6 protein-coding genes are annotated in these 11913 nt (G+C 62.6%); all 6 read right to left on the bottom strand.

The window, feature by feature from the left end:
* Nucleotides 1-138 precede the first annotated feature (138 nt).
* Nucleotides 139-630, bottom strand: a complete 492-nt coding sequence (locus HX823_RS12950; protein WP_177075105.1) for an OmpA family protein — start codon at nucleotides 628-630, stop codon at nucleotides 139-141.
* A gap of 4 nt (nucleotides 631-634) precedes the next feature.
* The gene (locus tag HX823_RS12945; protein WP_177075104.1) at nucleotides 635-1897 is read right to left on the bottom strand and encodes a diguanylate cyclase domain-containing protein; all 1263 of its coding nucleotides are present in this window, start codon (nucleotides 1895-1897) and stop codon (nucleotides 635-637) included.
* Complete coding sequence (locus HX823_RS12940) at nucleotides 1894-2469, bottom strand: YfiR family protein (RefSeq protein WP_177075103.1); 576 nt, start codon at nucleotides 2467-2469, stop codon at nucleotides 1894-1896. The genes HX823_RS12945 and HX823_RS12940 overlap by 4 nt, the downstream gene beginning before the upstream one ends.
* A gap of 142 nt (nucleotides 2470-2611) precedes the next feature.
* Nucleotides 2612-4681 carry an exodeoxyribonuclease V subunit alpha gene (gene recD / locus HX823_RS12935; protein WP_177075102.1) on the bottom strand — a complete coding sequence of 690 codons (2070 nt, stop codon included), beginning with the start codon at nucleotides 4679-4681 and terminating at the stop codon, nucleotides 2612-2614.
* The gene (gene recB / locus HX823_RS12930; RefSeq protein ID WP_177075101.1) at nucleotides 4678-8352 is read right to left on the bottom strand and encodes an exodeoxyribonuclease V subunit beta; all 3675 of its coding nucleotides are present in this window, start codon (nucleotides 8350-8352) and stop codon (nucleotides 4678-4680) included. The genes recD and recB overlap by 4 nt, the downstream gene beginning before the upstream one ends.
* Complete coding sequence (gene recC / locus HX823_RS12925; RefSeq protein ID WP_177075100.1) at nucleotides 8349-11801, bottom strand: exodeoxyribonuclease V subunit gamma; 3453 nt, start codon at nucleotides 11799-11801, stop codon at nucleotides 8349-8351. The genes recB and recC overlap by 4 nt, the downstream gene beginning before the upstream one ends.
* Nucleotides 11802-11913: the final 112 nt, after the last annotated feature.

Here is an 11913-nt window from a genome sequence, read left to right as displayed (position 1 = left end):
CCACAAAACCAACTGTGGGAGCTGGCTTGCCAGCGATGGCAGTGTGTCAGTCAGTACATCCGGTACTGAGACACCGCTATCGCCGGCAAGCCAGCTCCCACAGTTGATTGGGTTTCAAGTTGAGATGGGGGCAGTGACTCAGTCCGCAATCACCACAATCGACACCCGCCGATTCTCCGTGCGCCCCGCCACCGTGGTGTTCGGCGCCACCGGCTCGCTGCTGCCCAGCCCGCGTAGCTGGATGTTTTCTTCCTTCATGCCCACACCGGTCAACACCGCCGCCACGCTTTTCGCGCGGCGCAGGGACAGTTGCTGGTTGTAGGTTTCCTTGCCGGAAGCGTCGGTGTGGCCGTCGACGCGCACGCGTTCGATGCCGACGCCCAACAGGGCCTTGCCGATGCGTTGGACGATGTCGGTGCTGGGTTGGTTGAGGGTTTCGACGTCGCTGCCGAACAGGACTTTGCCGGACAGGCCGAATGCCCAACCGTCGTCGGTCAGCTCAAAACCTTGTTGCTTGAGAACCGCCACTTGCGCCGGGGTCAGGCCTTTGGGGGGCGGCGTCTGGCAGCCGCCGAGGGCGAGCAGTGCTACCAGCAGGGTGATAAACATGAAACGTGCGGTCGTGAACAAGGGGTCAACTCCTGTGTTGAACGTTGACGACGGGGTTATCCGACTCCGCCGTTTGCTGGCCGCCCGAGGATAAACGCTTGGCCTGGTACATCGCCGCGTCGGCGGCATTGAGCAAGGTGCCAGGGGTGGCGCCATGATCGGGGTAAATGGCAATGCCGATACTGAGGGAGGTCAACACCTGGGTGTTGCCGGGCACGGGGATGGGCCGGTCCATGCTGGCGATGATCTTGTCGGCGATACGCTCGGCGTCTTCTGCCTTGTGCAATGGCGCCAGCAGGATGGCGAACTCATCGCCGCCCAGGCGCGCTACCAGGTCGTCTTCACGCAATTGCGCACGCACGCGCTCGGCGACGGCGACGAGGACGGCGTCGCCGGCGGCGTGGCCAAAGCTGTCGTTGATCTCTTTGAAACGGTCACTGTCGAGGTACAGCACCGCCACCTGTTCCTTGGCCTTGGCCGCGCTGCGCAGGGCGCGGATCAAACGGCCTTCGAAGAACGCACGATTGGGCAAGCCGGTGAGGCTGTCGTGGTTGGCCTGGTGGGCGAGGGATTCGTTCTCACTTTGCAGGTGGCTTTGCCAGGCTTCCATTTCGCCGAGCAAGGCGTTGAAGTCACTGCCGAGGCTGTCGAGTTCGGCGATTTGCGCCGGTGGCACGCGGCGGTCGAAATCGCGTTCGCTACGGGCAGCGTGGGCCACGGCGGCGAGGCTTTGCAATGGGCCGGTGATGCCGCGCAACAAACGCCGCGCCAGGTGCAGGGCGACCCATGCGCTGAGGGCGGTACAGATGAGGATCCCGGCCAGGCCGCTGAGCAGGAAACGCAACAGACTACCGCCGTGACCGGTCAGATGAATGCTGCCGATGGCTTTGCCTTGATGCAGGATCGGCTGGCTGATGGGTTGTTCCAGCAGGGTGTGCGCCAGCTCCAACTCGACCCGCGAAAGCATGCCGGTTTCCGGGCGTATCCACTTTGCCAACAGCTTGCCATTGGCATCGAAGACTTCGGCCTCGGCCACTTCTTCGGTGGAGGCAATCAGGCTGAGGGCTTCAGTGGCCGCCGCGCTGTCGTTGAACACCACCGCCGCTTCCACGGTGTAGTTGATGGAGCGTGCGATCAGGTGCAGGTTGTGCTCGGCATAGACCCGCAGTGCCAGTACGCCAAGCAGGGTCAGGGAAACACTTGCCAGCGTCACCGCCACCAGCGCCAGGATCAAGTGCCCCCGGCCGATGACGGAACGCAGGGTCGGCCGTGCCTTGACGGCTGTCATGACGTTGGCGCTCGGCGGCGGGACAACTGCAACACGCTCGGGTGAATGCGCACGCCGCTGCGGGCGACGGAGTCGAGATTGACCTCGAACGACACCTGCTCATCGCTCACGCGCAGGCAGAACAGACTGCCCACCGTGCATTGGTCGCCGCCTTCGCTGATGCTCAGCACAGGATGACCGATCAACGAGGTGAACAGCTGGCTGCGCTCATCGGCGCTGAGCTTGCCGATATACACCGCGTCGCACGCATTGACGATATCGGGATGGCTGGCCAGCAGGCGCTGCACCACCACTGGACGGCCGGTGGCCTGGGTGGTGCCTTTGATCAGGTCGTCGGTGTATTGGGTCGGGCCAACGATGCACAGGCGCAATTGCGCAGGTTCTACCGGCCAGCGCGCATAACTGAGGATACCGAGCACCACTTGGGTGACGGCCTGCGCACGCTGGGCGGCAAGGCCCGCAGGGTCGGGCGCCTGGGCGAAAGCGTGCGGCGCGAACACGCACAGGAACGCCACCAGCAGCATGCGTCTCCAGCTCAAACTGCGCTCTGTGGGCGAGACAGCCACGTTCATGCAGCGTTTCTCTCAGGTATTTTTTGAATGATGCCGCAACGATAGCACAGCGGCGGAAAACCCCGCGAAGAGTAGGCCTTCGCAGGGGCCGCTATTTTTCCAGAAAAATCAGGCGACTGAACCAGAAATCTGGCATGACCTATCAGTCAGTTTTTTCTGATTCGTGACCCAACTCCAGCATCAACCCACTCAAACGCTTGACCTTGCGCCTGACGGCCTCCTCAAACACGCCACCTCGGGGCTCGATCAGGCTGAACCAGCGCTTGGCCCGGGTGATGCCGGTGTAGATCAGCTCTTTGGTGAGCACCGGGTTCAGCGCATCCGGCAGGATCAGCGCGGTATGGGTGAATTCCGAGCCCTGGGATTTGTGCACGGTCATGGCGTACACGGTTTCCACATCGTTCAGACGGCTGGGCAGCACAAATCTCACACCGCCTTGGCCGTCGTTGCGTGGGAAGGCAACGCGCAGCACCTGGGGGCCGCCGTCGCTTTCGGGCAGTTTGAGCGCGATGCCGATGTCGCCGTTCATCAGGCCCAGGCCGTAATCGTTGCGGGTCATCAGCACCGGGCGGCCTTCGTACCACTGCTCGTCGCCTTCGATCAGCCGCACCTTGCGCAGGGCGGCGGTGATGCGCAGGTTCAGGCCTTCCACGCCCCAGGGGCCTTTGCGTACCGCGCAGAGCAGTTGGAACGCGTCGAAGGCTTGCAGCAATTGTTGCGCCCAGAGGGTCCAGGCCTCACTTTCACGCGGCGTATCCGGCGACGGGCGCGCGCTCTGCAACAGATTGAGGTAATAGCGATAGCCCTCGGCACCGTCACCCTGCCCGTCCAGCACCAGGCGTTCGAGGGCGTGATCGTGTTCGCCCTTGAGGCTGACGCAGAACAGGTCAGCGTGACTGCGCGCGGCGAGCAGCTTACGCGCCTCGTCAGCGTTTTGCTGGTTGACCCAGCGCGCCAGTTGGCCGATGCCACTGCCTTCGCCGAAACGTCGCGAGTAACGCAGCATTACCACCTGCTGGGCCAGGGGGTGGCTGCCGTCGAGGTCTTCCTGCAGGCCGCTGGCGCTGAGGTCTTCGCCGCTGACGGCTTGCAGCCATTGGCGGGTGTCGGCGTTGTAGAAACCGGCTTCGGCGTCGCGGCACAAGTCACCGAGGACAGCGCCCGCCTCTACCGACGCCAGTTGGTCCTTGTCACCCAGCAGCACCAGGCGTGCATGGCGCGGCAAGGCGTCGAGCAGGTTGGCCATCATTTCCAGGTCGATCATCGAGGCTTCGTCCACCACCAGCACATCCAAGGGCAATGGGTTACCGAGGTGATGACGAAAATGCCGTGTGCCTGGGCGACTGCCCAGCAAGCGGTGGACGGTGGTGACCTGGGTCGGGATTTTTTCCTTCACGCTGTCCGGCACTTTCAGCGACAGCACTTGTTGGCTGATGGACTCGGTGAGGCGTGCGGCGGCCTTACCGGTGGGGGCGGCCAGGCGAATGCGCAATGGGCTGCCGGATTCCACAGCCGGCGCCTGTAACAGCGCGAGCAGGCGCACCACGGTGGTGGTCTTGCCAGTGCCAGGGCCGCCGGTGACGATGCTGAATGCGCCGCGTGTGGCCAGGGCGCAGGCGAGTTTTTGCCAGTCGATCACACCGTCAGGCGGCGGTTGATCGAACAGACTGTTGAGGCGCTGCGGCAAATCGACGGCCACGTTTTCCTGAGTGGCAAGACGCAGGCGCAAGGCGCTGTCGATGCGCCGTTCGTAAGTCCAGTAGCGGCGCAGGTACAGGCGCTTGCCGGACAGTACCAGAGGACGACTCTGCGCGGATTCGCTGCCATCGACCGCCAGCGCGACCAGATGACTGGCGGCCAGTGCGTGGCACCAGTGGGCGCCGTCCAGGCCTTCCAGTAACTGCGACGGCAGCAACATGGCACCGGTTTGCAGGTCGCCTTCAGGCGGCAACGATAGAGCGAAGTCCGGCGCTTTGAGGGTTTCGAACAGGTCGAGGCAAACGTGACCATGGCCCAATTGATGGCTGGTCAGCGCGGCGGCCAGCAGCACCAGCGGGTCGGCCTGAGGATCAAGCTCGTGCAGGAAACCTACAAAGGCTTTGTCCAAGGCACGCAACCAGCCACGATCGACCCAGCGCTCCAGCAGTTGCACCAGGTCAGCGGCGCGGCTGAGGGGCATCAGCGCCTCCAGCGGTAGCGGCGACAGGCTCATAACAACACTCCTTGTTCCCAGGCGGGCTCAACCTTGGGCGGGATGGGCTTGCCCTGGAACAGCAGGTCCAGGCTTTCGATCAGTTCCCGTGGCGGTCGGGTGAAATACGCGCCCTGGCTCGCGGACTGCGTGCCCCGCAGGAAAATGTAGAGCGCGCCGCCGACATGCCGGTCGTAGTCGTAGTCCGGCAGACGCGCCTTGAGTTGGCGGTGCAGGGCCAGTAGGTAAAGTACGTATTGAAGGTCGTACCGATGATCAAGGATCGACTGCTCCATGGCATCCAAGGTGTAGGCCGAATCGTCGGGGCCCAGCCAGTTGGATTTGTAGTCGGCCACGTAATAGCGGCCATCGTGTTCGAAGGTCAAATCGATGAAGCCCTTGAACATGCCGTTGAGCAGTACAGGCTCGGCGGCGACGCGAGAAGCGCCGTTATGGGTGAATTGGCACACCAGTTTGTCGACGGCGAGTACATCAACCTTATGGCTGGCAAACCAGAACTCCATTTCGATCTGGTACTGCTGCAAACCACTGAGGGAGACGTGACCGTTATCCACAGGCAGTGGCGTTTGCAGCAGGTGGCCGAGCCAACTGCTGAGGGTGATGATCCAACCTTCCCAGTTGCGCCGGTTGCAGCGGGCGCCCACGGCTTTTTCGATGGCCTCGGGCGTAACGTTGAAGCCGTCCTCCCCTGCCCATTCCAATAGGCCGTGGAGGAAGGTCCCTGGGTTAGGACCGCGTGGGAAACGGTGAATATCGCCGCCGGATGCCGCCACTTCGCGAGGTGCATCGGGGTCGAGCCGTTCGTCATCGAACAGCTTCTGGGCCTGTGGGCTTTCCGGTGCTTCGAGCGGGGCGGCGCTCATGCTGTCGCCAATGCGCAAGGCGCTGTAGGAAGCGATCCACCAGTTTTCCGCAGCCTTGCGCTTGGGCAGGAGCGGGGCTCGTAGCGTGGCTTCGTTGCGCGGTGGGTGGAAAAGGATGTCTTGCGCTTCGGGCACCTGGGCATAGTTGATGGCGGTGCAACCTTCTTGAAGGTCCAGGAGCCAGCGTGCCAAGCCGGCGGACTCACCCAACGAGGCGCCTGCACCGAGCAAGTAGCCCAGCGCCGACAGGTGCAGCACGGAGCTGTTGCTGTTGCCACGCTTGAGGTCGGCGATGCCCAGCCAGCAGGCGTGCTTGGCGCGTGTCAGGGCGACGTAGAACAGGCGCAGGTCTTCGGCCAGACGCTCATTGTCTGCCTTTGCGATCAGCTCAGGCGTAGGACGCAGGCTGACCTGGGATTTGCCGGTTTCATCGTGGTAGTGCAGCGGTAAGCGGCTGCCATCCACCGGCTTGGCTGAACAAATGAACGGCAGGAAAACCAGGTCGTATTCCAGGCCTTTGGACTTGTGGATCGTCACGACCTTGACCAGTTGCTCATCACTCTCCAGGCGCAGGATCTGTTCTTCACCCGCCTGACCAGAAAGTGCCAGGTGTTCGGCCAGATGGCGGATCAGTGCCTGTTCACCGTCCAGTTCCGATGCGGCCTGTTGCAGCAATTCGCTGAGGTGCAGCAGGTTGGTCAGAACACGTTCGCCATCACTGCGCGCGATCAGGGTTTGCGGCAGTTTGAAGTCGTGAAGCAGACGACGCAGCATCGGCAGCACGCCTTGGGTACGCCAGATCGCACGGTAGACACGGAACTGCATGACGCGGCTTTCCCACGCGAGTTCGTCCTGGTTCAAACGTTCCAGTTCCGGCAGTGATAGGTTCAGGGTGACGCAAGCCAGTGCGGCGCGCAGCGGACGTTCCACATCCGGCTCGGCACAAGCCTTGAGCCAGGCCAGCAGGTCGTGGGCTTCCTGAGCGGCGAAGACCGAGTCCTTGTCGGACAGATAGACGCTGCGCACGCCACGGGCGGCCAACTCGGCGCGCACGGCCTGGGCCTCCTTGCCGTCGCGCACGAGAATGGCGACGTCTGACGGACGCACGCCTTTGAAGCTGCCGTCCGGTTGTAGGAAACCTGCACTGCCATGCTGGCCGCCGTTGAGCAATTCAACAATGTGCGTGGCACAGGCCGCCGCAAGTTGCTGACGATACAGCACGTTGGAAACCGGCTGGTCGGTAGGCAAGTGCCAAAGATTCATCGCTGGCAGCGTTTGGCCATTTACCTGCAATTGTTCTTTGCGCCCCTGGGACAGTACCGAGTGGAACGGCACCGGGTTATCACCATTGGGCTCGCGGAACAGGAACGCGCCGCGACCTGTTTCCGCTCGCTGGAACACATGGTTCACCGCCTCGACCATCGCGTGGCTGGAGCGGAAGTTGGTGCCCAATGTGTGATGACGACCCGTGGTGGACTGACGGGCGCGCAGGTAGGTGTAGATATCGGCGCCACGGAAGGCGTAGATCGCTTGCTTGGGGTCGCCTATCAGGAACAGGCCACTGTCGAGGTGGTTTTCTTCGATGCGGTAGATGCTGTCGAAGATGGCGTATTGCACCGGGTCGGTGTCCTGGAACTCGTCGATCAGGGCTACCGGGAATTGCTCGCGGATCACACTGGCCAGGCGTTCGCCGCCGTCGGCTTGCAGTGCAGCGTTGAGACGGATGAGCATGTCGTCGAAACCCATTTCGGCGCGACGGCGTTTTTCTTCCTCGAAGCGTTTCCCCACCCAACCAGCGGCGTGTTGCAACACTGCGGCGTCGGGGGTTGGCAGCGCATCAAGGGCCGCCTTGAGGCCGGCCATGGCGTCGATGCCAGGATGCTGCGGCGGCTCGCCTTTCCAGGCTTCGGCCATGCCGTCGGGCGTCAAGCGGGTGAAGCCGGTGCCGATGTCGAGTTGTTCGAGGGTTTCGTCAGCGGCCCAGGCGCTGATCTTTTCGAACCAGGGCTCGAAGTAACGCGCTTGCATCTTGCGGCCGTCGACAGCTTTGGCGGCTACGGCTTGCAGGCAGATGTCGCGCAGCTCGGCGGCCCATTGTTGCCAGGGCGCCTTGATGGCGGTCAGCGCTTCGCGGCGTTCTTGCAGGCAGGCCGTGATCAGCTCTGAGGGCTCGCGGGCTTCATCCGTGGGCCGTTCGCTGCCGAACAACGCGCGCACTCGCGGCATCAATGCGGCGGGGCCACCCCAGTTGCTGCGCACCCAATTGAGTGCGTCGTCGTGCATCGGGTAGCAGAACAGTCGCCAGTAATCGCGCAACACTTCGCCGAGCAAGTCGCTGTGATCGGTTTCCAGGGTTTGGGTGAACAGGCTGCCGCTGTCGAACGCATGCTCGCGCAACATGCGCTGACACCAACTGTGGATGGTCGAGACGGCGGCTTCGTCCATCCATTGCGCGGCGATGTCCAGGCGGTTGGCGCAGGCTGGCCATTGTTCGAGTGGGTATTCGTCGCGTAGATCAGCGATCAGGGCGTCGGGCTGTTCGATTTCTTCGCGGAAGAAGCGTGCTGCTTCGGCCAGGCGGATGCGGATGCGTTCGCGCAGTTCTTTGGTGGCGGCATCGGTGAAGGTCACCACCAGGATTTGCGGCGGCAGCAGTTCGCGGCCAAAGCCTGATTCATCGCCTCCGTGGCCGAGAACCAGGCGCAGGTAGAGGGCAGAGATGGTGAAGGTCTTGCCGGTGCCGGCACTGGCTTCAATCAGCTGGCTGCCTTTGAGCGGGAAGGCCAGGGCCAAGGGTTTGCTGGTCATGCGCCGGCCTCCTCGCCTGTGAGTGATCGCCACGGGGCGTTGAGCAGCGGGCGATACAGGGTTTCGCACCAACCTTCGAATTCTTCGCTGGCGATGAGCGTGGCGTAGTCGGGGAATTGGCGGGTGAGCGCCGGGGTTTCGCGGCGTTCGCCATCGGTAGTCAGGCCATCGCCTTCGTAGGCTTTGCTGGCCGCCGCCTGAGCCTTGGCGGGATCGGTCTGGCTAAGCCAAGCGAAAGCGGTTTTGACGGCGACGGGTAAGGGTTGGCTCATGCCGGTATGCCAGGCCAACAATAGGTTACCGAGGATTTCCTGGGCATTGGTTTTATCCAACGGCGGCAGCAACAGGGTGTCATCGCTGGCCACCAAGCCGGTGCTCAGCGGCAGGCCGCAGGCGCAGGCAACCACGTGATTGACCCAGGGGCGAATCAGGCGATGCCACTTGCGCGTTTTGATCGAGCCGATGCTGTTGGGGATGGTGGTAACGCTGAGCAACCCGCCATCGCTGCGTCGATGCAGACCACTGATCCAGCCTTCCAGCTGCACGCCATTATGCTCAAAACTGACCGGTTCGGCACCGGTGTGCGGAGTGGGCCAGAGGGCGAGCAGTTGCTGATAGCGTCGCAACAGATCGGGTAACGGCTCGATCAGCTCGTTGCGCAGGCATTCGCCGAAACCCACCATCGGCAACAGGCCACTGCCCTGCAGGCGCAGGGCCTGGGCGTTCAGGGCTTGGTCGAGATGATCGGGTTGGGTGAGTGCGGCGCCCAGCAGGCTGTCGCTCAGGCTGTAGCGTTGCAGGGCATCGAGGACGAAGGGTTCTTCGTCGGCCAGTGGCACTTCGGCGGCTTCGAAGAACACTTTCAGGCGTTGGCTGAAGAAATGTTTGACCGGGTTGCGCAGGAAGTCTTGAAGCTGACCGAGGCTCAGGGGTTCGTCCTGCTGATGCGGTGTGAGTCCGTCTTCTTTCGGGCTCGCATCCGGCGTTTCATGCAGCAATTGCCACTCACGGGCGTAGCTGAACAGCGCGTCGCCCTCATGGAAGTAACGGGCGCTGAACGGTTGCAGTGGGTGCTCTTGTGTCATGGCGTCGATCAGCGGCTCATCGCCATTAGCGTGGTGCCAGCCGCTGGAGAGGTGGTCACGCAGTTGGCCGATGAGTACCGACGCAGGGCGGTCACTGTTGTCGCGGATGCTGCGGCCCACCCAGCTTATGTACAGCTGGTCGCGGGCTGACAGGAGCGCTTCGAGCAGCAGGTAGCGGTCGTCTTCGCGGCGCGAACGGTCGCCGGGGCGGTAGTCGCTGCCCATCAGGTCGAAGTCAAGCGGGGGTTGGGCGCGTGGGTAATCGCCATCGTTCATGCCGAGCAGGCAAACGAGCTTGAAGGGGATCGCTCGCATGGGCATCAACGTACAGAAATTGACAGCTCCGGCGAGGAAACGCTGGGAGAGGCGACCTTGGTCCAGACCTGCAAGCCAGGCTTCGCGGACTACGGTCAGAGGTAACTCGTCCTGCAGGCCGACGGATTCGCAGGTTTCCAGCCAGGTTTCCCTGAGCTGTTCGAGTTGGCCCAGCAGGTAGTCATCGTGTTCGCTGCTGGGCAGGAAGAACAGTTGCATCAGGCGTTGCAGGCGCTCACCCCATTGCGCAGGAGCCGCAGGTAGCGACAGTCCTTGATGTGCGTCGTTGAGTGCGTCGAGCAAAGCGACCAGAGGACCAATGAGCGCTGCGTCGAGGCCACCGATTTCATCGTAGGGCTCGATACCCTCACACGCGGCGCCGGTGCCTACGGCGTAACCGAGCAACATGCGGCGCAGGCCGAAACGCCAGCTGTTTTGTTCCAGCTCTGTTGGCAAGCCCAGGCCGGCACGTTGTTCGGCGTTGAGCCCCCAGCGGATGCCGGCACCTTCGATCCAGCGATGCAGCGTCGGCAGGTCGCGCTCTTTGATAGCGAAGCGTTCGCGCAGGGCCGGAACGTCGAGCAGGTCGAGGATCTCACTGACGGGGAAGCGGCTGTCGGGCAGTTTCAGCAGGTGTTCGACGGCGATGAGCAGCGGGTCGCGGCCGCGTTGGCCCTGGTCGGTCAGGGTGAATGGGATGAAGCGTGGATCATTGCGTTCGAGTTGGCCGAACACGGCGCGGATATGCGGTGCATAGCTGTCGACATCCGGGACCATGACGATGATATCTCGCGGGCGCAACGTAGGGTCGGCGCTGAAGCGTTGGAGCAGCTGGTCGTGCAGGATTTCCACTTCGCGCTGGGCGCTGTGGGCGATGTGGAAGCGGATGGAGGTATCACGCTCCAGGTCGACGGCAGGCCATCGCTCGCGAGTTTCATTGAGTGGACGCAGTTCCAGGATGTCGTCCTGAAGCTGGTTGAGCAGTGTGGTGGGCTCACTGTCGCTGAACAGGTCGATGCGACCATCGCGGAATGCGGCGCGGTAACTGTTGGGGTCGTCGTAGCTGTCCAGCAAGCTGATGTAGTCACGGCCTTGCTTGCCCCAGGCGGCCAGTAGCGGGTGGGCGTGCTGGTGCAGGGTTTGTGGGTCGATGGTGACCGGCATGCCGGCCTTACGCGCTTGGCGCTTGTATTCGTTACGTAGCAGGTCTTTATCGGCGACGATGTCAGACCAATGGTGACGGCAGGGGTTGTGCACGCAGAGCAGGACTTGGCTGAATCGCGCGAGGCCGGCGAGGGCTTCCAGTGCCTGGGCGGGCAACGAGGAGATGCCGAAAACAATGACTCGGGGTGGCAGGCCCGCGGGCGCTGTTTCCAGTGTATTGATGCGCTCGATAAAACGCTGGTGAACGCCGGCGCGGCTTTCGGCCATGCCTTCCTCACCGACATCCAGCAGCAGTGCGCGCCATAGTTCGGCTTGCCAGCAGTTGGCTGGGTTGAGCGGTTTTGACTCGCCTCGACCGTTGCGCAGTTGGTGGCGACCGGCAGCCCAGTCTTCGAGCCAATCGGCGCGGTAGACCTGATATTGGTCAAACAGGTCAGCCAGGCGCTCGGCGAGTTGGTAGCGTTTACGCAGATCGGTGTCGTGGGTGAGGAAGCGCTGCAGCGGTTCGAAGTGCGGTTGATCGATAAGCTCGGGGAGCAGGCGCATGAGGCGCCAGGTCAGTGGGGCCTTGTCGAGCAGGGACTTGGGCGGAATTTCATCTTTGCCCAGGACCATGCGGTAGAGCTGCCACATAAAGCTGCCGGGCAGTTGAACATCGATAGCTGCGGCGATGCCGCAGCCGCCCATGTCGTCGTCTTCCGGATCTTCAGCCAGGGCCAGCTTGAGCCACTGGGCGATGCCGTTGCTTTGAACCAGGGCGATCTCGTTTTCCAAGGGCGCCAGGGGATAGCGGCGCATCCAACTGACCACCAGGCTGCGCAGTTCGTCCAGGCGGTTACCGTGAACCACCATGAATCCAGGACTGAGGGACGTCGCATCCGGCATAACGGCTTCCTTGGGAAAAGCAAAAATCGAGGGTGCGACTTTAGCACTGTGGGCAGTTGTTGGCGGAATTGGGATGTTAGCTGTCTTTTCGCCCGCCCAAAACAAAACCCCA

It is taken from the genome of Pseudomonas sp. P7759, assembly GCF_013386445.1.
Lineage (GTDB): Bacteria > Pseudomonadota > Gammaproteobacteria > Pseudomonadales > Pseudomonadaceae > Aquipseudomonas > Aquipseudomonas azotoformans_A.
The sequence above is the reverse complement of the archived record's forward strand: the minus strand, read 5'-3'. Positions and strand labels throughout refer to the sequence as shown.